The sequence below is a fragment of the Cyclobacterium roseum genome, assembly GCF_010119225.1.
Taxonomy (GTDB): domain Bacteria; phylum Bacteroidota; class Bacteroidia; order Cytophagales; family Cyclobacteriaceae; genus Cyclobacterium; species Cyclobacterium roseum.
Genome location: NZ_WNKF01000020.1, coordinates 1 through 20,167, shown reverse-complemented (window position 1 = coordinate 20,167; position 20,167 = coordinate 1). Strand labels below are relative to the sequence as shown.

The following is a 20,167-nucleotide window of genomic DNA, read 5'->3' as shown; positions in this document are numbered from 1 at the left end:
ACATATTATTCCTTTAATTGCTTAATTTGCGTCAAAAATACAGCAATGGCAAGAGTATTGACAGGAATTCAGAGTTCGGGAAAACCTCATTTGGGTAACGTGTTAGGCGCCATCCAGCCGGCTATAGACCTCATCAATAAAGACAATAACGAATCTTTTATATTTATTGCGGATTTTCATTCCCTGACCACCATCAAAGATGCCGCAGAACGTATCGAAAATGTAAATGCAGTGGCTGCGGCTTGGTTGGCGTTTGGTTTGGATATCGAAAAGACGGTCTTTTACCGCCAATCCCGTATCCCGGAAGTTACCGAACTCACCTGGTACCTGAGCTGTTTTACTCCCTTTCCCATGTTAGCAAATGCCCATAGCTTCAAAGACAAATCGGACAGGCTGGCAGATGTAAATGCGGGGCTATTTACCTATCCGGTTCTGATGGCAGCAGATATTTTGCTTTACGAGGCGGATCTGGTACCGGTAGGAAAAGATCAACTCCAACACCTGGAAATTTCAAGAGATATAGCCAACACCTTCAACCATCGGATTGGGGAAGACCTCTTAACCATACCCGAAGCAAAAATCTCGGAAGAAGTGAAAACAATTCCAGGTACGGACGGGCAAAAGATGAGTAAATCCTACCATAACTACATCGATATTTTTTTACCCGAGAAACAACTGAAAAAAAACATCAATACCATCGTTACAGATAGCACGCCACTGGAAGAACCTAAAAATCCGGACACCTGTAATGTATTTGCCTTATATAGCTTGATCGCTGAAAAACCTCGGATTGAAACGTTAAGAAAAAGCTACCTTGGAGGGAATTTTGGATACGGCCATGCAAAAAAAGAACTCATGGGCTTGATTCTGGATAAATACCAAAAAGAAAGAGAGACGTTTAATTATTACATGAGCCACCCTCGCGAACTGGAGGCCAGGCTAGAAGCAGGAGAAAAGAAGGCCCGCTCTGCCGCTATGGTTTTATTAAATAAAATCAGGAACCGCCTGGGATTCAAGTAAGCATTATAATAAAAAGCATCCTTCAGACTTGGGGAGTACTCCCCTTAGGTAAATTAAAAAAGCTCCCTAATCGCCTCCAGGTAATCAAACCCATGTCCCACCGTTGGTTCGATATGATTGCCCTCCAGGTATTCATTCCAGCAGCAAACCATCAAGGTATTTCCGTTTGTTGCCCGATTTGCATCCAGCACCTTTTTAGCAGCTGTAAGTTTGGCCTTAAAGGATGATTTATCTGATATAACCCTGTCCTTTGAAGGCTCACTTGGAAAGCCGGTTCGCTGTGGCCAGGTTCCTCCCGCCGGTCTACGGTCCCAACCCATTGCTACCGGCACCTGATAGTCAAATTCGCTGTCATTTTTAAAATAATTGGACCATTTGCCCCAGTGTCCCTGATAGGTTTTCCGCATATCCGCATAACTTGTATTATCCTGATCGTAAAAATCATGATACATATATGCCGTCATCCCATCAAATCCCAACGCTTTTAATCGCGGAACATAATCCTGAAAAAGCAAGCGATCTGCATATTCCCCTCCCAGCCAGGGTTGCTTTGGATCCAGTGGCTTCCAGGAGGTCGGCATGGCGTAGGCTTTTTGGGAAGTGGTCATGGCTCCGGAGGTCACGGCAATAAATTTCACTCCGGAAAATCCCGCTTCTTTCACCAAATCTTGGGACCTTTCGATTAAATCATCCAATCCAATGCCGTAATAACTTGCCCGGGCTTCCGTGTCATGGGGAAAATAAAAGTAGACGACAGGCCTTCCGGTTTCGTCCTTCAGGTAATCATCCCGATGAAAATACTTATCTATCCAAAGCAGGGTGATTTTATCGTGAACTCTCAGGTACAGTTCCTTATCAGGGGTTTCTCCCGGATAATTGATGCGCGAATTGATGTTTTGAGGAGAGGCCATGCGTAGCCACTGGGTCCATCGGTGCTCACTGTCGTCACACCAGTTTAAGGCAAATTTCAGTTGCTTATTTTTAGGTCTTTTGGCATTCTCCTCTAATAAAACCTCCAGTGGGTCATTCCATTCTTCCACACCTGGCACCGCTACCCTGCCATCCCGTGACTGGTCCGTCGGCCACTTATCCGGGTAATACACCCTGGCCTGAGGAGCAAAGTCTTTGTGGTAATAATAATGCCTGCCAAAAAACCAATTATAGGCAAAAAAATCAATGCCATAATCATACATGTAATCCAACTGTTTTCGAGCAACTTCCGGGTCATCTCTCTTGTAAAACCCCTTCAGTGCTTCTATGGGTTTTTTATCCAGGTAGGGGCCTTCATAGGGAAAACTGGAATTGTAAATTCTCCCACGCGGACCCCAGGCACTTTTGTCAGTCAGAAACCTACAATTCTCCCTGCCCTGTATACAGGACCAAAAACTATCCACATCTTGTTTTTCATTTCCGGATACATTCCAGGAAGGCATATAAAAAATACCGACATTAAACGAAGCTGAATTTTGAATTGCCGCTGCTTCCAGTACTTCGTTGGTAGCAGCCGCTGAAGCTTCCATGCCTTTCCGATTAGTAAGAAAGCTCTGACATCCGGAAAAAATCGGAATTAGAAAAACCCAAAGAATAAAAATCCGGACAGTAGCAAGCATTTAATTAGGAGTATCTATATATACAATTGTTAAACCCTCAACAAAACGTCAAATGGCCTGCTTTTGAGCCCTCCCCTATCTTGACCGCCAAAGGTCTTTGAGGGGACGCCCATTGATTACCATAACGAAACGGGCGGGATTAGGCACCAGGGCGATTCTCACATCCTGCCCGTCAAACTGCTCGGATTCGACCGGCACCCCTTCCGGCCCCTGTACATCATAAGTGACCACTCCCCTGGCATCGGGCTGCATGGGTATGTATTTATTAGCCAGATAGGCCGAGGGCAGCAATACGTCATTATCAGAAGCCAGGGTAGCATAGATCTCTTCTAACTTACTCTCCAGTTCATCACCATATTGCTCATTTAGCGTGTCCTCCAGATCGTGAAGTTCTTCTTCGATTTCATCATAATCCGGATCTGCATAAGTGATACTACTCAAACGAATGCGTAACTCTACGATTGCAGAAAGTTCTTTGTCAAGTTTATCAAAATCCATAAAGGCTAAAAGCTGTTTTGCGTGTTTGAAAATATGAAGGTAGAGAATATGGGCACATATTCCAACAAGGGCATTTAAAAATTGGAAAAGCCCCATCTTCTGCCCACTCCCATTCAAAATTCAGGAATCAAAGTAGGCGGAAATCCATATTAATGCTTATATTTTGGCATTCAATTATAAACCAAAAAAACTTTTTTTACCCATGACAGATGCAGCCATCATCAGTAAGGCCCAATCCTGGCTTAATAGCAAACTGGATGCCCAGAGTAAAGCAGAAATACAAACATTGCTAGATTCGGATGATCCTACCGAGTTGATTGACTCTTTTTACCGGGACCTGGAATTCGGTACGGGAGGACTGAGAGGAGTAATGGGCATTGGATCCAATCGCATAAACGTGTATACCATCGGAATGGCAACACAGGGATTGGCCAATTACCTTAAAAATAACTTTCCTAGTGAGGAGATCCGGGTTGCCATTACCCATGATTCCCGCATCAATAACACCTTGTTTGCCGAAACGACGGCCAATGTACTCACGGCAAATGGAATAGGCGTTCGCTATTTCCGGGACATGCGCCCCACCCCCATGCTTTCCTTCGCCATTCGACACTATGGCTGCAAAAGTGGGGTGATGGTCACCGCATCCCATAATCCTAAAGAATACAATGGTTACAAAGTGTACTGGGATGACGGGGGACAAGTGGTGGCTCCCCATGATAAGAACATCATTACCGAGGTCCTGAAAATAAAATCCATAGACGATGTCAACTGGGACAAAAATGACCAGCTCATAGAATATATCGAAGAGGATTTTGATTTAATTTACCTGAATGAAGTAAAGAAGCTCAGTTTATCCCCTCAAAATAACATTGTTGAAAAAGACATGACCATTGTCTTTTCCCCAATCCACGGGGCTTCCGGCAAGATGGTCCCGGCAGCGCTGAAGGTATTTGGCTTTGAAAACATACATGTAGTCAAAGAACAAATTGAGCCCGATGGCACCTTTCCAACTGTAAAATACCCCAATCCGGAAGAGGCGGAGGCACTGAATCTTTCCATCCAACTGGCCAGGGAGGTTAAAGCCGAATTGGTGCTGGCTTGCGACCCGGATGGTGACCGATATGCTGCTGTCATACCCAACGAAAAAGGTGACTTTGAACTATTAAATGGCAACCAAACCGGAGCCATTATCATCTATTACCTCCTGAATCTTTATCGGGAACAAGGCCGGCTTACCGGCAAGCAATTTACCGTAAGTACCATTGTTACCACAGATTTACTGGGGGTCATTAGCAGGGATTTTGACGTGGATTATTACGATGTGTTAACCGGGTTTAAAAACATCGCATCCGTAATTCTGGCCAACGAGGGGGAAAAAGAATTCATTGCCGGAGGCGAAGAGAGTTATGGTTTCCTGATCGGAGATTTTGTTCGGGATAAAGATGGTGTCTCCGCCTGCGCCATGGTGGCAGAAATCGTAGCCTATTACCGGCAAAAAGGAATGAGTCTGATCGATGTTTTGTCCGAGATTTACGTCAAATATGGTTTTTATAAGGAATCTCTGATCTCCATTACCAAAAAGGGGAAGGATGGTGCGGAGCAAATTCAGGAATTGATGAAAGGTTTTCGAACCAACAAACCTACCTCCATTAATGGCCTCAAAGTAGCTAAAATAGTCGATGTTCAGGAAAGTAAAATATACGACATGAAAGCGGGTAAGGAACGTCCGCTGGACCTCGAAAAATCAAATGTCATACAGTTTTTTCTGGAAGATGGAAGCAAAATTTCTGCACGTCCATCCGGTACAGAACCAAAGATTAAATACTATATTTCCGTAAACGAAAAACTGCCCAACCGGGAAGCCTACCGGGCTACAGAAGCCTCCCTGGACAAAAAAATTGAATCGCTAAAGCAGTTTTTTGGCTAATCGAGTCGATTCTGTTCCTTTATGAAAAGAGCCCCTAAAAATTTACGGGGCTCTTTTCATTATTCTAGTGCTGTTACATTTAAGCTGAGTACAGGCTTATCCAAGTAAGTAACCAGATTTTCGGTAACCGAAGGTGAAAACAACTGCTGCAAGTCCGTTTTCCCATGGGTAATCACTGCCACGGCATCAAGCTCCGCAGCCTGTGCAAATTGTATGATTCCTCGCTCTACATTGTATGCGCTGTAAATATGAATGTCATGGGCATAGTAGGCGAACTTTTTTAAAAATTCTTCGCCTAATTGCTTTATTTGAGCATCTTCCATAAAATTAGCCGGTGTATTTACAAATAATACCTCGGGAGTAGCTCCCAAAAAACGAATGGTATCTCCAAGTGTCTGGAAGGCCTTTCCTGAGGCTTCCTTGAAATCAGTTGCCAATACCACTTTTTTAAACCTAAAGGGGGCTTTAGCAGGTTTTACCACAAAAACCGGTATGCCAGCCTTCCTCAGGACAGTGTAGGTATTAGAACCCAAAACATGTGCTTTAAAACCATACTTACCATGCGAGCCCATCACCACCAGGTCGATTTTTTCAGAGGATAAATACGAAATAAGCCGTTCTTTTCCATCGCTAAAATGAATCGATTTACTGGCCCTTACGCCCGCTTGTTCCACCTTAGCCAGTCTAGCGGCCAATTCTTTTTTTGCCCTGTGGATAACTTCCATCGTATCCGGATAGAGCGCTTCCTGCTCTTTGGTCAATTTTGTCCAGTTTACGGGTGTCAGAACTACATTCAGAAGTAAAATTTCAGCTTCCTGCTTTTTGGCCAGTTGGGTGGCAAACTCAAGAGCAGCGTCGGCATAAGCCGAGAAATCCGTGGGAACCAATAGCTTTTTCATATCCGTTTCGTTGAAGGGTTTGCATTGATTGATGATTTAAAGTTAGGAAACAGAAAGGGTATTATTCCTTACTTCGATCAATGAAGAATATGATAAACGTCATAAAAGAGGATTCCAGCAGCAATTTTTAGCTCCTGACCTGTCGTCCCTTTTCTATTCCTTTTCCTGCTTCTTTCTGGCATACACCCCGAACAAATACGAAGCGATGACGGTGCCTCCACTAATAGCGGGGATATAGGGGTGATAAATCACACCGAAAAAATGAAGCATGTACAGGAGGGCTGCCAACAGACCAATAGAAGCAACTGAAATTTGAAGGGACTTATTCATAATCATTTAAGGGAAAATTCAACCGTAGTTCCTGTCTCCGGAAGGTAAAAAGAAGCGTCTTTGAATGTCGGGGCGGAAAAGGGTTCGCGCGCATCATTGGAAAAGCCATACGCATCCTTGGGAATGCCGAAAAGTGACTTTCGCATCTTGCCGTCTTCGTCGGCATCATGAAAGGCAGATAAGGCATAAAAACCCTCCTTTAACCCCTCAAAACGAAATGCCGCCTTCCCAGATTTTATCCGTTCTGACGTGGATCGAATGGCCTTGGCGGGACGATCCGGAAAACCGGAAGGGGAGTCAAAAACCAATAACTGAACCAATCCGTCTGTTTCCCCTGGGATAAGGACTGTAATTTGAAGCGCCATTTTTTTTCCGTCACTATTCATTAGAATGCCGAATGCAAAAATCAAACAAATCAATCCCTTTCCCATGATGCTAAGGTACGTAATTGATCTATTTTTCCAGTAGATGTAAACAAAAAGTGGGGTATAAAAAGGACGGATTTTGGGTCTTGATAGCGGGGTAACAGCCGTTTTGCTGCTTTCAACAGGTGACTTGCGCTTTCTGTATCCTCATCACCTTCAATGACCAGGGTAAGTGCTTGTCCGAGTTTTGGGTCCTCTATTCCGGTAAGAAATGAATTTCTGTTAGGAAAAACCTCCTGAAGTAGGGGGCTAATTTTCTCTAAAATCGACTCCGGATACAATTTTATTCCTCCGGAGTTGATTACAAAATCAGCCCTCCCCTTCCATATAAAGGTGCGACTAGATGTCATTTCCACCAGGTCATTGGTAACGACCCAGCCTTCGCCACTCATGGGAGATTGAATACAAAGCTTCTGTGCCTTATCCACCTTCAACGTTACCTGTGGAAGCGCCCGGTATTCCAATGGTCCATCGGCTTTCATATCCGCCAGGGCAAAATGCGAAACCGTCTCCGTCATTCCGTAAGTTTGGTACACCCTACCCTTTATTTGCCTCATTTTTTCTCTAAGTACGGGACTTACCGGAGCTCCCCCAACGATCAACACTTCGATCTGATTTAGGGCTTTTCGGCTATCCGCATGACCGTAGCAGGCTTCCACCTGCAAGGGGACCATCGCAGCAAAATCAAAATGGTAATCCAGCAAATTTTCAAGAGGGTTTTGTTTTGGGTGAACAACCACTAGTATGCCTTCCCACTCCAATGCCCGAATCAACATCATTTTTCCGGCAATTTTGCCTGTATCCAGGCAGCAAAGCATTCGGCTCCCTTTTTTTAGGCCAAAAAAACGTCTGGTAGCTTGAGCGCTTGCCAGCATTTGCTTGCGATGTACCCGTACCGTCTTTGGGTCACCTGTGGATCCCGAAGTTTGCAGATCAAAGCAGGACGTTCCATTCAGCCATTGCCGGCAAAATTCAAAAGCAGTCACAAACTCAGGTTCCAAGTTACCTTTTTTGCCGGCATTGATCTCCTCGGGAGTATAGGTTTTGTTTCCAAAAATGATCATCAGTGCTTTTTTGTAAAATAACTAAAAAATCCACCCATGGTCGAGAATCTACCTGGAATAATTTCTGAAATGTGACATTTGGCTGTTATCTTGCAGACAAAAAACATCTGTATAATGATTCATTGGACCACTGTAAAAGAATACAAGGACATTACGTATAGAAAATGTGAAGGAGTAGCCCGGATAGCATTTAACCGACCGGAGGTACGAAATGCGTTTCGCCCTCAAACGACCAGTGATCTTTACGATGCCTTTCTTGATGCCCGGGAAGACACCAGCATTGGCGTGGTTTTACTATCTGCAGAAGGCCCTTCCCCCAAAGACGGCGTGTATTCCTTCTGTAGTGGCGGAGATCAAAAGGCCCGGGGAAAACAGGGATATGTTGGCGAAGACGGAATGCACCGACTAAATATTCTGGAAGTACAGCGCCTGATCCGGTTTATGCCAAAGGTCGTAATAGCAGTGGTACCTGGCTGGGCTGTAGGAGGAGGCCACAGTTTGCACGTGATATGTGACCTTACCCTGGCCAGTAAAGAACATGCCCTTTTTAAGCAAACCGATGCAGACGTGACCAGTTTTGACGGCGGATATGGCTCTGCCTACCTGGCCAAAATGGTGGGACAGAAAAGAGCTCGGGAAATCTTCTTTTTGGGTAGAAGCTACACCGCTCAGGAAGCCTATGAGATGGGTATGGTCAATGCGGTCATTCCTCATGAGGCATTGGAGGATACGGCCTATGAATGGGCCCAGGAGATTCTGGCAAAATCCCCTACCTCTATCAAAATGTTGAAATTCGCATTTAACCTCACCGACGACGGCATGGTGGGCCAACAGGTCTTTGCGGGCGAGGCTACTCGTCTGGCCTATATGACAGAGGAAGCCAAAGAAGGGCGCGACGCTTTCCTCGAAAAAAGAAAACCCAACTTCAAGCATATCAAATGGATCCCCTGATATCTGTTTTAAATGGATCTACATACTCTAATAATTAATTGCTTGGTGGTAAATTTTTCCAGGGAGGAAAGCTACAACTACTTTTTTCCTTTGTGATCTTTATTACATTATAATTCCTTATTTCTTCCTTCTTTGGGGCAACAATTAACCAAAAAAACTAATGAAGAAATATAAAATTTTAATTGTAGGCGGAGGCACGGCAGGAATCATGGTGGCTGCCAGGCTAAAAAGAGCAGAGAAGGACCTACAGATCGCAATCATCGAACCCTCCGACAAGCATTATTACCAACCTGCCTGGACCTTGGTAGGTGCTGGCACTTTTGATATGCAGAAGACCATCCGGGAAGAAGCGGAGTACATTCCTGAAGGAGTGGATTGGATAAAGGATGCCGCCACATCGATAGATCCCGAGACAAAAACGGTCGGTACCAAATCCTCCGGACAGTTTACCTACGATTACCTGGTGGTCGCTCCGGGACTGGTCATGAATCTGGATGGAATAGAAGGATTAAGAGAAAGCCTGGGAAAAGACGGCGTCTGTTCAAATTACGTAGATCCGGAATATACCTGGGAGGTTTTGCAAAACTTCAAGGGAGGCAATGCCGTATTTACCCAGCCTGCCACTCCCATAAAATGTGGAGGAGCACCTCAAAAAATCATGTACCTGGCCGAGGATTACCTAAGGAAGCAGGGACTTCGTAAAAAGTCCAACGTCATCTTTGCCACACCCGGGTCGGTGATTTTTGGGGTGAAGGATTTTGCCGACACCCTAAACAAAATCATACAGGAGCGAGATATCTTTTTCAAACCGTTTTATACGCCTGTAAAAATCGATTCCAAAAACAAAAAAGTCCATTTTAAGTATTCCCAGTCCGGTATTAATAGCTGTATTGGAACAGAAGATAGCAGCATCAATGAGGAGATTGTGGGGGAAACAGAAATCGTCATGCCCTACGATATGTTGCACCTGGCGCCTCCACAAGAAGCGCCCAAATTTATCCAGGAATCCCCAATTGCCCATCAGGAAGGCCCCTCAAAGGGCTGGGTAAAAGTAGATATCAATACCTTGCAACACCTGGACTATCCGGAAATTTTTGCTCTGGGAGATGTGGCTGCACTACCTACGGCCAAAACCGGAGCGGCTATCCGAAAGCAGGCTCCGGTCGTCGCCAATAACCTGATTCAATTGATCAAACACAATAAGATCGGTGAGAAGCTCTACGAGGGTTATTCCAGTTGTCCGCTGGTTACGGGCTATGGAAAAATGGTGTTGGCCGAATTTAAATACGACAATGTCCGTGACAGCGACCCGCTTTTAAGCAAGATATTTGATACTAGCAAAGAGCTCTATCCGATGTGGCTGCTCAAAAAATACGGGCTGCCTTATCTCTATTGGAATCAGATGCTGCGAGGAAAAATGTAACTAAAACGGTTCCGTTTTTAATAAAACCTGATGATCATCAGGTTTTTTATTTGAAGCAAATTTTGAAAATTCATGGATCAATTTGTATTTTCGAATTTAAATAAAAAGAAACCAAAACAATTTATGGATTTTGATTTAAGGACCTACGGTATAGAATTAACCGAGACTTTTAGAAATAGCGAACGTGCGATTCTGTACGAATCGGCATTGCGTCTGGAAAAAGGGTCCGCCATCTCTAATAAGGGTGCTTTGATGGTTTACTCAGGCAAGAAAACAGGCCGAAGTCCAAAAGATAAACGCATTGTACGGCAGCCTGCCTCCGAAAAAAACATTGATTGGGGTCCTGTGAATTTTGAAATGGACGAGCATACTTTTCTGGTAAATAGAGAAAGGGCCATTGATTACTTCAATACCCGGGATCATCTTTATGTAGTCGATGCCTTTGCCGGATGGGATCCGAAATACCGGTTAAAAATCCGAATCATCTGCACCCGGGCCTACCATGCCTTGTTTATGCAGAACATGCTCATCATGCCCACCGAAGAAGAATTAAAAACCTTCGGGGAACCGGATTATACCATCTTTAACGCCGGTAGTTTCCCTGCCAACCACTTTACTACCAACATGACCTCCAAAACCAGCATCGGAATTAGTCTGGAAAGAAAGGAAGTCGTCATTCTGGGAACAGAGTATGCCGGGGAAATGAAAAAAGGAATTTTCTCCATTATGAACTACCTGATGCCCATGCAGGACGTGTTACCCATGCACTGCTCGGCTAATGTGGGGGATCAGGGCGATGTGTCGCTGCTGTTTGGATTATCCGGCACCGGCAAAACCACCCTAAGTGCAGATCCAAAAAGAAAACTTATCGGGGATGATGAACACTGCTGGCATCAGGAAGGGGTTTTTAATATCGAAGGTGGCTGCTATGCGAAGGCAATTGATTTGAGCGCAGAAAACGAACCGGATATTTTTGCCGCTATTCGCTATGGCACTGTTTTGGAAAACGTGGTTTTCGACCCCCTCACCCGCGAAGTAGATTACAGCGACACCTCCATTACCCAAAATACCCGGGCATCCTATCCCATTGATTTTATTGCCAATACCCAGATTCCATGCATGGCCGGGCATCCTAAAAACATTATATTCCTTACCTGCGATGCCTTCGGGGTGCTGCCGCCAGTGAGCAAACTCAGCCCCGAACAGGCCAGTTACCACTTTATCTCCGGTTATACGGCAAAGGTGGCGGGTACAGAGATGGGAGTAAAAGAGCCACAAGCTACCTTTAGTGCCTGCTTTGGGGCCGCATTTATGATGTGGCACCCTAATACCTACGCCGAACTCCTGGCCCAGAAAATGAAAACGCACAAGGTGAATGCCTGGTTGGTAAATACAGGCTGGAGTGGGGGTGATTACGGGCTGGGGGCGCGAATCAAACTCAAATACACCCGCGCCATCCTGGATGCCATTCACCATGGTGATTTTAATGAGGTAGCCGTTCATAAAGAAAAAGAGTTTGGACTGGAAATACCCCTGTCCTGCCCCGGAGTCCCTGCTGAAATACTGGTGCCTGAAAACACCTGGGAGGATAAAAGTAAATTTGATAAGACGAAATTGAAGCTGGTAAACCTATTTGTGAAAAATTTCAAACAATTTGAATCACAGGTAAGTCCGGAAATTTTAAAAGCAGGCCCCCATTAATCCAGATGATTTTGAGCTCAATGGAGAGGCATTTATGGAAAAAATCCTGCTTTCTCAAAACTACGCTTTTAATACGGGGCACATTGACATCAGCGAGGAAGTCCTAAAATTATTGGCATATGGTATTGAAAAAAGTCCCCATTTCAATCGCGAGAATCTTTCCACATTTCCTTTCTACGATGTATTCATACAAGCGGATACTCGTAAGAAAAAAATCACAAAAGCACTATTGGGAATTCGGAATAAAAGTTATTCCAAAGATGGCTATTTTTACCAGGTAATGCAGCAGGATGATTGGAAAAGAGCGTTGGATATCAGCTATTTCGGGAAATACGAAGAAAAACTCCTTAAAAGTATTGAAACGTTAACGGACAAAGAAGATGCAATAATTCTGAAATACAAAGTTGGATTTTAACCAATAATTCCCCAATTTCTATAATAAAAACCCAGGGAACAACGTATAACACTATCCTCACATGAACAAAAAAACCTTCTTCCTTTTATTCCCCTTGTTGATCGGTCCGGCAATGGTGTATTTTGCGTATGCCCAAACTTCCCTACGGGAAGTGTATAAGGTCGCTGGCAAGGATAGTCTAGCACTCGAAATCTATTCTCCGGACGGCAACGATTCGCCCAAACCTGCTATGGTTTTCTTTTTCGGAGGAGGTTGGAATCAGGGTAGCATCGAACAATTCCGGCCCCATGCCGAACATTTCGTTCAGAAAGGGCTGATCACCGTGCTGGTGGACTACCGGGTTCGCGGCAGGCAACAAACCAGCCCCTTTGATGCCCTGGAAGATGCCAAATCAGCGATCCGGTACCTCAAACTACATGCAGAACGACTAGCTATCGACAGCAGTAAAATAATTGCATCCGGAGGATCTGCGGGAGGTCATTTGGCGGCAGCAACGGCGCTGATTTCCAGATTTAACGGAAAAGAAAATTCCGAAATCAGTACCCAACCGGCAGCACTGGTGCTTTTCAACCCGGTTATTGATAACGGACCTGGTGGATACGGGTACGAAAGAATAGGCGCGCAATACCAAGATTTTTCCCCCCTTCATAACCTTGCTGAAGGAGCCCCGCCCACCCTCTTTTTTCTCGGAACCAACGATCATTTGATCCCTGTAGTCACCGCTCAATATTATACCATGGTCATGAAAAAAGTGGGGAGCTATTGCGAATTGATCCTTTATGAGGGTGAAGGGCATGGGTTTTTTAATGTGCGCAACAAAGAAATCTACCTTCAAACCCTTGAAGAAACCGAGGCATTTCTACAAAAAACAGGTCTTATGCCTAAGGCAAACTAATGCTATCTGTATTTCTGAAAACGGGTAAATTCGTTAACTGAGTTCGGTTTTAATTTAGTACAATTTGGTTCGTTTGAACGGCTTTGTACCTGATTCGGGGCTTTTCCGGAAAAAATGTACAGGCAATCAAGCCAGATATCAAATTTGTGATGAAGTTTCCAAATAATCCCCGGGTTTCGCCGGGTTATTATTATTGAAAACCTAAAGGATTCGGATTCGAATAAGAGCTTGTTCCTTGGGAATTGATAGGTGACCTTACTATAATGTGATTAAACTAAAGGGAAAAAATACCCCATAAAAAAGCCGCTACAAATCTGCAGCGGCTTTACCATTTAGTTGGCATAAAGCCCAATCAATAACCGGAGTTCTGATCAGAGTTAGACAGGGCAGAGTTGTTATCAATTTCTACCAATGGAATTGGCAGAACGTCATTTCTGGATTGAAACTCTGGGATTGGTTCGGAGGGCAACACGCCTTGCCTTCTCCATCTTCGGATATCCCGATTTCTAACCTGCTCGCCCGCTAGCTCTACCCTTCTTTCATGCATGATGGCCAACCGCATTTCTTCCTGGGATCCAGTTGGAAACTGAGCGGTGGGATAAGGAGGCATGCCCACGTCTGCTCTGGCTCTCACCTGATTGATGTAGGGCAAGGCTGCCGCAGGTCCGGAGGTTTCGTTTTCCACCTCTGCCATCATCAAAAGCACATCTGCATAGCGGATTACCCGAAAGTTAATCCCCGAGTTGGTATCTTCATTTTCCCTTTTGTAGATGGCCTGGTATTTCTTCCAGCTGGGTCGGTCTGTGGAACCCTGAACTTTGTCTTCCGTCAATACGCTCTGACCATTATTGTAGGTATCTCCAATTCTATAAAAGGTATATTCCCCTCTGGGATCGTCTTTCTCTGCCCCGTTTTCTACCGTCTCATAAGCTTCTACCAGGCTGATAGAAGGGATAACATTTCTCCAGGCGGTGGGACCGTACTCCTGCCCACGGAACGTCACTTCGGCAATATTACTTCCATCAGCATTCCAACCACCAGCATTTCCGAATTCTTCGGAAAATTGCACTTCCCAAACAGATTCGGAATTATTTTCGGTCTCCGCTTCGAAATTATCTAAATAGCGATCCACCAATTCATATTCTCCTGAGTTGATGACCGCTTCCAAAAATGGCCTCGCCGCTGGGAAATCACCTCGAAAAAGATGGGCTTTGGCAGCCAATGCTTGCGCAGCACCTTTGGTAGCCCTCCCCAAATTCTCTCCTGAATACTGGCTTTTCAGCGGAAGTCGGTTAACGGCCTCCTGCAAATCCGTGAAGATAACCTGATATACTTCTTCTTCAGAAGCCCTTGGCAGTCCATCTGGTGAAGAAGCAGAGGCAGTCATCAAGGGGACAGGGCCCCATAAACTGACCAGTTCAAAATTAGCCAAGGCGCGGAGAAAATACGCTTCTCCGAGGATTCTGCTCCTCAGGTCATCCGTTATTTCTTCTACCGTGTTCTCGGCATTTTCCAACACCAGATTGGCCCGGTGTACTACTCGAAACCATCCTCTCCAGTTAGCCGTAATTACCGGGTTGGATGCATCAAAAACGTGGTTGAGTACCTGTGCCCGTGGTGCTTCCAGTTGGGGACCGCCCGTATCGCAATCATCAGACAGCAGGTCCTGAAGGAAAAAATATTCCCGATTGTATAAATTATTAGCCTGAAGACCGGCGTATACTGAATTAACCGCAGCCTCTAACTGAGGACCTGTTCGGTAAAACGTTTCAATACCCAATTGATTGGGGTTTACCGGATCCAATTTATCCTCGTCGCAGGAAACGATTCCTACAAAGAGCATCATAATCATACTTATATATTTCGTTTTCATAGGTTTGTATCTTTTATCCCGGTAATTTAAAAGGTAAGTTGTAATCCTGCCATAAGGGTCCGCGCAGCTGGGAACTGACCGTAATCAATACCGGTTCCCAAGGTGGAATCGACCCCGGTCCGAACGGCTATTTCGGGGTCATACCCCGAGTAATTGGTTAGCGTAAGCAAATTCTGGCTTGATAGGTACACCCTGATGGATGATATCGAGCCTCTGCTAAAGGACTCCAATGCTCCGGCGGGAATGGTGTAACCCAACGACAGGTTTTTGATTCTGAAATAAGACCCATCCTCTATCCATCTGGAGCTGGCGCGTGCATTTCGGTTGGGATCTCCCGAAACCGCCCGGGGAATATCTGTATTTGGCATTTCCGGAGTCCACCGGTCCAATACCTGCGTTCCTGCATTAAATAACCGGGTCATTCCTTCTGTATGGAAACGCAGCAGATTGAATATTTCATTTCCCTGAACTCCCTGCATGAAGATGTTCAGATCGAAATTTTTATAGTTTGCGGAAGCGTTTAGTCCATAGGTAAAGTCAGGTAAGTAATGGCCCAGAAAGGTTCTATCCGCATCGGAGATGGTTCCGTCTCCATTGACATCTACGAATCGGATATCGCCGGGAGAAGCATTGGACTGCATACTGGTATCGTCTCCTTCCTGAAAAATGCCATCCGTCTGCCAGCCATAAAAATAGGCGATCGGCTCTCCTTCCTCAGTGAACGTCATTTGATCTCCCTGAAATCCGGGTCCAAAGATAGTGTTACCTGTTCCCAGAGAGGTTAATTCATTATTGACAAACCCAATATTCCCATCCAGAGAAAATTGAAATGCTCCGGAATACTTCCGGTAACCAGCCGTAAATTCAAGGCCTTTGTTGGATACATTCCCCACATTTGCCACCGGTGCGCCGTCGTAGCCAAGGGATGGAGGAATGGGTACGCCCAGGATCATTCCTTCTGTCGTGTTGTCAAACCATTCAGCGGAGAGGCTGAACCGATCATTAAACAGCCCCAGATCCAAACCAATATTTCGCATAATGGTAGTCTCCCATCTCAAATCGGCATTGGCCAATGAGGAGATAGTACTTCCTCCCTGAAGGGCACCATTAAAATTATAAAAGAAATCACTATTGATGGTTCCCTGATATACGTAATCACCGATACGGTCATTACCAGTTTCTCCATAACTCGCTCTCAATTTCAGATCGCTGATCGCTGGAACGGCCTGCATAAACGTCTCTTCACTTATTCTCCAGCCCAATGAAAGGGACGGAAACGTTCCCCATTTATTTGCCGGACCAAATCTGGATCCACCATCTCTTCGCACCGAAGCACTGATCAGGTATTTTTGGGCATAATCATAATTTATCCGTCCTACATAGCTGATCAATGCATATTCCGTCTCGTTACTGCTGGTGGTTTGATTTTGCACCCCCTGCAAGACCCGAACATCATTGGTCAACTCGTTTTGTCCTAATCCCTGAAGCCCGGTCTGCTTAAAGGTTTGCTGCTCCAATACGGCTAGCGCATCTATGGTATGATCTCCAAACGTCTTATTGTAAGAAAGCTGGTTACTTATCAGCGGCGAAACGAAAGTGGACCGGTTTTGCTGAATGGATGCAAAAGGCTGAAAATTAAAATCCCCTGCATCAAATCTGGGGGTATATTGATCCTGGGTTCCCAGACCGATATCCAGCCCCACCAAAAATTTGTAGGATAGTCCATCGTAAATATCCACATCGATATATCCCGTTCCTAAAATTTTAAAATCCTGTTGTCTGTTGGTTCTCAATTCGGCATTTAGAACGGGATTTTCAGGATCTGATCCATCTACCCGGTCCGGGGAGCGAAACCCACCCAACCGGCTGGCATCACGAACAGGTATGTACGGTACTTGTTTAACGATATGTTCTATTTGACTCCTCCCGCCAGAAAAGGGTTCATTGTCCCGATCGGAGTATGCGAGGGTAAGCGTCTGACCGATACTGATCCGGTCATTGATTTTAAAGTCGGTATTGCTCCTGAAAGATACCCTTTCAAAGCCCGTTCCCCGCATGATTCCTTCCTGCTTAAAGTAGCCGACAGAGACATTGTACAGCACGCTTTCGGTTCCTCCTCTGATGGCCACGTTATGATCCTGAATGGGAGCCGATCGGAACATTTCGGATTGCCAATCGGTGTCCACATTGGCAAATTCACCAAGATTGCCGAAACGCTGCGGGATGGGCTCCCCTCCATTGAGCAGCAAATCACTTCCAAAATCAAGATACTGCTCTCTGTTGAGCAAATCCAGTTGCTTCCAGGCAGTTTGTGTTCCGAAATAGGAATCTACGGACACTTTTGGTGCTCCCTGTGCCCCTTTCTTTGTCGTCACCAGAACGACTCCATTGGCAGCTCGGGATCCATAAATGGCTGCAGCGGAAGCGTCTTTAAGCACTTCGATCGATTCGATATCGGCCGGATTTATCTGGTTCAAACCTCCTGCTGGCACGCCATCGATGACATAGAGAGGATCGTTGTTGCCCACGGTACCTATTCCTCTTACTCGAACAATGGGGCTGGTTCCCGGGGCACCAGCGTTGGTTACACTTACACCAGCAGCCCTGCCCTGAATGGCTGAAGCCAGGTTCGGAACCGGAAGTGCGCGAATCTGTTCACTACTCACAGAAGAAATCGCGCCGGTAACTTTGGCCCTCTCCTGAGTACCATAACCCACCACCACGACTTCAGTCAGCGCTGACATTTCGGGCTCCATTGCTGCATCTATAGTGCTGTTATTACCAACGCGAACCTCTTTCACTTCAAACCCGATAAAAGAAAACGATAATACCGCATCGGCCGAGGGCACCTGAATGCTGTAATTTCCATCAATATCGGTGGCCGTTCCTACCGAGCTTCCTTTAATAAGAATGTTCACTCCTGGAAGGGTTTCTCCCGTATCAGCGGAGGTGACGGTCCCAGTGACCGTACGTTGCTGGGCAAAAAGGGTGCTGCTGATAAAACACAACATCACAATCGCCCCTACTTTTGCTGAAAGAGACCAAAACGGCACCCTCTTCCACTCAAATTTGACTAGGTTTTTCATAGGTTTCTATTTTAGGTTTAACGGTATTTGTTAATCAACTTCACTAAAAGGTCCACCAATGGTCGCTTTCTTTAGAAAGACTTGAAGAAAGCCAACAATTTGAAGCAGTTCAGAGAAATTTCAAATTAATTTTAATCATTTTACAGGGAAATACCAAAGTATTAGCTGAATAAATGCAGTTGGCACATAGTACCTGCAAAGCGTGCAATAATTTCCTTAGAATAAGACGAACGAAATATTAGCAACCGCTATTTCATAAGCCGAATAAGGCATCTACCGATCTAAAAGAGATCAATAAGCAATTAGTGATAAGCCAAAACAGCTTTTTTAATTGTTTAAAATACACTTAAATAGAAGTTTTACCGCCTTAAATGTAAATTTTTATTCTGCCTTAAGTCGATTATCAAAATAAAATATCTATTTCACTTTTTTATTACAGATAAGTACGCTTGCCCCTTGTCCTTCGGTTTGAATTTGTTAAGTTTAAAGAATTATTAGTATTTTAATACTTACTCAGTAAGGCAATTTGCCAAACAATATAGCTGTAGTCAGTTACTATAAACCCATACCAGGAGTCTTTGCGAACCATCGGCTCCTTTTTTTATTTTACCAGAAATGCTTCCAGTAAATCCCCCACATAGAAGGCTACCAAAGCCGCCACAAAACCCAATGCAAGTGTCTCAACAACACTTCTAAAAAGCCCCGTTTGGTTTACCCAACTTTTCAGGGCTCCTACAAATAAAAAGGCCATTCCGGTGAGTAGGCAAGTCCAGAAAAACACGTCGAAGGCGGTGGTAAAAAAATAATCCCACACGTATACGGTAAGGGGAATAAATCCGATCAAAATAAACGAAATCAACGTTGCCAATCCAATTTTAAAAGGACTTTTGGTTTCTTCCATCATGTTGAGTTCGTCTTTCATCATTTCATTAACCCATCGATCCCTATCAGAGACGATGACATCCACCACCTGCTGAAGCAATTCACCCTCAAAACCTTTTTCCTGGTAGATTTCTTCGATTTCCTCCCGCTCCTTTTTGGGTAAATTATCCACCTCCCAGTATTCTATGTTTTTGTGTTTATCATAGTTTTCCTTTTCAGACTTAGAAGAAAGATAGGCTCCAATGGACATGGAAAGTCCATCCGCAAACAAGTTGGCGAAACCAAGTATAATGATAACCATGGGGTCCAGGTTGGCCCCAACGGCACCGGCTACCACAGCAAAGGTAGTGACGGCACCGTCTATTCCACCATAGACAAACTCTCGCAAATATTCCTGAAGGTTTTTAAAAAAAGGTATTTCCTGGTGTAATTCTGATTCTTTCATTTTCATCGGATGATTTACCAAAACAGCAAGTAACAATTAGAAAGGTAACCATAAACTTTAATTTATGAAGATTTCGAAAACGAAAACTGGGTATTGAGGGTTCATAATTAAGTTTAAACGGCTTGGTACCGGCATTCAATAGGCATTTTTTTTCAATCCATTCAAATTTAAGGAGTCGGTTTTAGACCATGACTTAAATCAATCTCATTGAGAATGAAACCAATAAAACTAACCTGGATTTTTTTTTCTTCCTGCCCTTGTGTGAAAAAAAACATTCTCCTACCTTTGCATCACTTCAAAAGAGAAGAAAAAAACAAGACAAGAAAAAATATAGTGCTTGTTCATTGAAATCATCTATAAATGATAGCCGATCCCGATTAGCATCGGGACTAAAGCCTGCTCAGACGATTTCGTAAAAGATTGAAATAGTTCAGCTGGTTAGAATGTCCCGACTCGTCGGGAAGGTCGCCGGTTCGAATTATAGAAAAAATATTGGAGTGGTAGTTCAGCTGGTTAGAATGCCTGCCTGTCACGCAGGAGGTCGCGGGTTCGAGTCCCGTCCATTCCGCTTAAAAGCCTGGGGTTTCCCGGGCTTTTTTGGTTTTACCCCTTTCCTAACCCAATCTCAGCTGGGTAGATTGTCCCGACGCGTCGGGAAGGTCGCGGGTTCGAGTCCTCCCGTAAATACGGGACAGGCTGTCCATTCCGCTTAAAAGCCTG

16 protein-coding genes, 1 tRNA gene and 1 pseudogene are annotated in these 20,167 nt (G+C 44.8%); 8 read left to right on the top strand and 10 right to left on the bottom strand.

Going from position 1 to position 20,167, the window contains the following annotated elements; translation table 11 throughout:
• Positions 1-45 precede the first annotated feature (45 nt).
• A complete protein-coding gene (trpS, locus tag GJQ68_RS20245; protein ID WP_162419091.1) occupies positions 46-1,020 on the top strand; it encodes a tryptophan--tRNA ligase in 975 nt (324 codons plus the stop codon).
• A 53-nt stretch (positions 1,021-1,073) separates the two neighbouring features.
• On the opposite strand, the gene GJQ68_RS20240 is transcribed toward trpS, so the two are convergent.
• Together GJQ68_RS20240 and GJQ68_RS20235 are read right to left on the bottom strand one after the other, a co-directional pair.
• Positions 1,074-2,540 (bottom strand): glycoside hydrolase family 99-like domain-containing protein, encoded by a 1,467-nt coding sequence (locus GJQ68_RS20240; protein ID WP_235941818.1) that lies wholly within the window; start codon positions 2,538-2,540, stop codon positions 1,074-1,076.
• Between the two features lie 165 nt (positions 2,541-2,705).
• Positions 2,706-3,128: a hypothetical protein gene (locus GJQ68_RS20235; protein ID WP_162419089.1), complete on the bottom strand. Its 423-nt coding sequence runs from the start codon at positions 3,126-3,128 to the stop codon at positions 2,706-2,708.
• 202 nt (positions 3,129-3,330) lie between these two features.
• On the opposite strand from GJQ68_RS20235, the gene GJQ68_RS20230 reads away from it, so the two are divergent.
• Complete coding sequence (locus GJQ68_RS20230) at positions 3,331-5,058, top strand: phospho-sugar mutase (RefSeq protein WP_162419088.1); 1,728 nt, start codon at positions 3,331-3,333, stop codon at positions 5,056-5,058.
• A 59-nt stretch (positions 5,059-5,117) separates the two neighbouring features.
• Here the strand turns inward: GJQ68_RS20230 and GJQ68_RS20225 are convergent, their stop codons facing one another.
• From GJQ68_RS20225 to GJQ68_RS20210, 4 genes are all read right to left on the bottom strand, one after another.
• On the bottom strand, positions 5,118-5,957 hold the full coding sequence (locus GJQ68_RS20225; protein WP_162419087.1) for a universal stress protein: 840 nt from the start codon (positions 5,955-5,957) through the stop codon (positions 5,118-5,120).
• A gap of 153 nt (positions 5,958-6,110) precedes the next feature.
• A complete protein-coding gene (locus GJQ68_RS20220; protein WP_162419086.1) occupies positions 6,111-6,287 on the bottom strand; it encodes a hypothetical protein in 177 nt (58 codons plus the stop codon).
• A gap of 2 nt (positions 6,288-6,289) precedes the next feature.
• On the bottom strand, positions 6,290-6,652 hold the full coding sequence (locus tag GJQ68_RS20215) for a DUF2141 domain-containing protein (protein ID WP_162419085.1): 363 nt from the start codon (positions 6,650-6,652) through the stop codon (positions 6,290-6,292).
• A 50-nt stretch (positions 6,653-6,702) separates the two neighbouring features.
• The gene (locus GJQ68_RS20210) at positions 6,703-7,776 is read right to left on the bottom strand and encodes an AMP-binding protein (RefSeq protein WP_162419084.1); all 1,074 of its coding nucleotides are present in this window, start codon (positions 7,774-7,776) and stop codon (positions 6,703-6,705) included.
• A gap of 114 nt (positions 7,777-7,890) precedes the next feature.
• Here GJQ68_RS20210 and GJQ68_RS20205 point away from each other — a divergent pair, with 114 nt between their 5' ends.
• The 5 genes from GJQ68_RS20205 (at position 7,891) to GJQ68_RS20185 (ending at position 13,161) form a co-directional block, all read left to right on the top strand.
• On the top strand, positions 7,891-8,727 hold the full coding sequence (locus GJQ68_RS20205) for a 1,4-dihydroxy-2-naphthoyl-CoA synthase (protein ID WP_202927984.1): 837 nt from the start codon (positions 7,891-7,893) through the stop codon (positions 8,725-8,727).
• A gap of 160 nt (positions 8,728-8,887) precedes the next feature.
• Positions 8,888-10,150, top strand: coding sequence for an NAD(P)/FAD-dependent oxidoreductase (locus GJQ68_RS20200; protein WP_162419083.1), 1,263 nt, complete (start codon positions 8,888-8,890; stop codon positions 10,148-10,150).
• 123 nt (positions 10,151-10,273) lie between these two features.
• Positions 10,274-11,851: a phosphoenolpyruvate carboxykinase (ATP) gene (pckA, locus tag GJQ68_RS20195; RefSeq protein WP_162419082.1), complete on the top strand. Its 1,578-nt coding sequence runs from the start codon at positions 10,274-10,276 to the stop codon at positions 11,849-11,851.
• A gap of 34 nt (positions 11,852-11,885) precedes the next feature.
• Positions 11,886-12,266 (top strand): hypothetical protein, encoded by a 381-nt coding sequence (locus GJQ68_RS20190; protein WP_162419081.1) that lies wholly within the window; start codon positions 11,886-11,888, stop codon positions 12,264-12,266.
• A 61-nt stretch (positions 12,267-12,327) separates the two neighbouring features.
• Positions 12,328-13,161, top strand: coding sequence for an alpha/beta hydrolase (locus tag GJQ68_RS20185; protein WP_162419080.1), 834 nt, complete (start codon positions 12,328-12,330; stop codon positions 13,159-13,161).
• 49 nt (positions 13,162-13,210) lie between these two features.
• Here the strand turns inward: GJQ68_RS20185 and GJQ68_RS23750 are convergent.
• The 4 genes and pseudogenes from GJQ68_RS23750 to GJQ68_RS20170 form a co-directional block, all read right to left on the bottom strand.
• Positions 13,211-13,324 (bottom strand): annotated as a pseudogene (locus GJQ68_RS23750) (IS982 family transposase); the annotation flags it as partial.
• 189 nt (positions 13,325-13,513) lie between these two features.
• Positions 13,514-15,034 (bottom strand): RagB/SusD family nutrient uptake outer membrane protein, encoded by a 1,521-nt coding sequence (locus GJQ68_RS20180; protein WP_162419079.1) that lies wholly within the window; start codon positions 15,032-15,034, stop codon positions 13,514-13,516.
• A gap of 26 nt (positions 15,035-15,060) precedes the next feature.
• Entirely contained in the window at positions 15,061-18,120 is a 3,060-nt protein-coding gene (locus GJQ68_RS20175) for a SusC/RagA family TonB-linked outer membrane protein (RefSeq protein ID WP_162419078.1), read from the bottom strand.
• A gap of 601 nt (positions 18,121-18,721) precedes the next feature.
• Positions 18,722-19,447 (bottom strand): VIT1/CCC1 transporter family protein, encoded by a 726-nt coding sequence (locus GJQ68_RS20170; protein WP_394351332.1) that lies wholly within the window; start codon positions 19,445-19,447, stop codon positions 18,722-18,724.
• 494 nt (positions 19,448-19,941) lie between these two features.
• Here GJQ68_RS20170 and GJQ68_RS20165 point away from each other — a divergent pair.
• Positions 19,942-20,015: transfer RNA gene (locus tag GJQ68_RS20165), tRNA-Asp, on the top strand.
• Positions 20,016-20,167: the final 152 nt, after the last annotated feature.

Bases quoted from the DNA above. Each gene is read 5' to 3' on its own strand.
- trpS (WP_162419091.1), top strand. From the start codon at position 46: ATGGCAAGAGTATTGACAGGAATTCAGAGTTCGGGAAAACCTCATTTG.
- GJQ68_RS20240 (WP_235941818.1), bottom strand. From the start codon at position 2,540: ATGGAAGCTTCAGCGGCTGCTACCAACGAAGTACTGGAAGCAGCGGCA.
- GJQ68_RS20235 (WP_162419089.1), bottom strand. From the start codon at position 3,128: ATGGATTTTGATAAACTTGACAAAGAACTTTCTGCAATCGTAGAGTTA.
- GJQ68_RS20230 (WP_162419088.1), top strand. From the start codon at position 3,331: ATGACAGATGCAGCCATCATCAGTAAGGCCCAATCCTGGCTTAATAGC.
- GJQ68_RS20225 (WP_162419087.1), bottom strand. From the start codon at position 5,957: ATGAAAAAGCTATTGGTTCCCACGGATTTCTCGGCTTATGCCGACGCT.
- GJQ68_RS20220 (WP_162419086.1), bottom strand. From the start codon at position 6,287: ATGAATAAGTCCCTTCAAATTTCAGTTGCTTCTATTGGTCTGTTGGCA.
- GJQ68_RS20215 (WP_162419085.1), bottom strand. From the start codon at position 6,652: ATGGCGCTTCAAATTACAGTCCTTATCCCAGGGGAAACAGACGGATTG.
- GJQ68_RS20210 (WP_162419084.1), bottom strand. From the start codon at position 7,776: ATGATCATTTTTGGAAACAAAACCTATACTCCCGAGGAGATCAATGCC.
- GJQ68_RS20205 (WP_202927984.1), top strand. From the start codon at position 7,891: ATGATTCATTGGACCACTGTAAAAGAATACAAGGACATTACGTATAGA.
- GJQ68_RS20200 (WP_162419083.1), top strand. From the start codon at position 8,888: ATGAAGAAATATAAAATTTTAATTGTAGGCGGAGGCACGGCAGGAATC.
- pckA (WP_162419082.1), top strand. From the start codon at position 10,274: ATGGATTTTGATTTAAGGACCTACGGTATAGAATTAACCGAGACTTTT.
- GJQ68_RS20190 (WP_162419081.1), top strand. From the start codon at position 11,886: ATGGAAAAAATCCTGCTTTCTCAAAACTACGCTTTTAATACGGGGCAC.
- GJQ68_RS20185 (WP_162419080.1), top strand. From the start codon at position 12,328: ATGAACAAAAAAACCTTCTTCCTTTTATTCCCCTTGTTGATCGGTCCG.
- GJQ68_RS20180 (WP_162419079.1), bottom strand. From the start codon at position 15,034: ATGAAAACGAAATATATAAGTATGATTATGATGCTCTTTGTAGGAATC.
- GJQ68_RS20175 (WP_162419078.1), bottom strand. From the start codon at position 18,120: ATGAAAAACCTAGTCAAATTTGAGTGGAAGAGGGTGCCGTTTTGGTCT.
- GJQ68_RS20170 (WP_394351332.1), bottom strand. From the start codon at position 19,447: ATGAAAGAATCAGAATTACACCAGGAAATACCTTTTTTTAAAAACCTT.